Genomic DNA, 367 nt, shown 5'->3' on the forward strand with positions numbered 1-367 from the left:
ATATCAGCCGGGCAAAAACCGGCGGAATCAAAGGCGGCTTAGGGCTGGCGGAAGATACCGCCGATGCGGCGATCTCCTGTCAGCAGGTAGGGCCGGTAGAGCTGAGCGACGCTATTGCTAACGGTAAGGCGCAGGGCGAAGTGGTGTTTAAGAAACGCACCTCGCTGGTGTTTAAAAAGCTACAGGTGGTGCGCTTCTTCGATCAAAAACGTCATGCGCTGATCTACCTGAGCTATTCCGACAGGGTCGTTGAAGGGTCGCCGAAAAATGCGCTGAGCGCAGTGCCGATTATGCCGTGGCGGGAATAAAAAAACGCCCGTAAGGGCGTTTTATTGCGAGCCGGCATGGATGCCGCTTTTGCGTCTTT

General features: G+C 55.3%; 1 protein-coding gene. It reads left to right on the forward strand.

Translation table 11 applies throughout. The features are described from left to right. Positions 1 to 308 (forward strand): CreA family protein (locus B3797_RS13945; protein ID WP_311791383.1); only part of this gene is annotated, 308 nt, incomplete at its 5' end. Positions 309 to 367 lie beyond the last annotated feature (59 nt).

The sequence above is a fragment of the Pantoea sp. UBA5923 genome (assembly GCF_002431095.1).
Taxonomy (GTDB): Bacteria; Pseudomonadota; Gammaproteobacteria; order Enterobacterales; family Enterobacteriaceae; genus Pantoea; species Pantoea piersonii.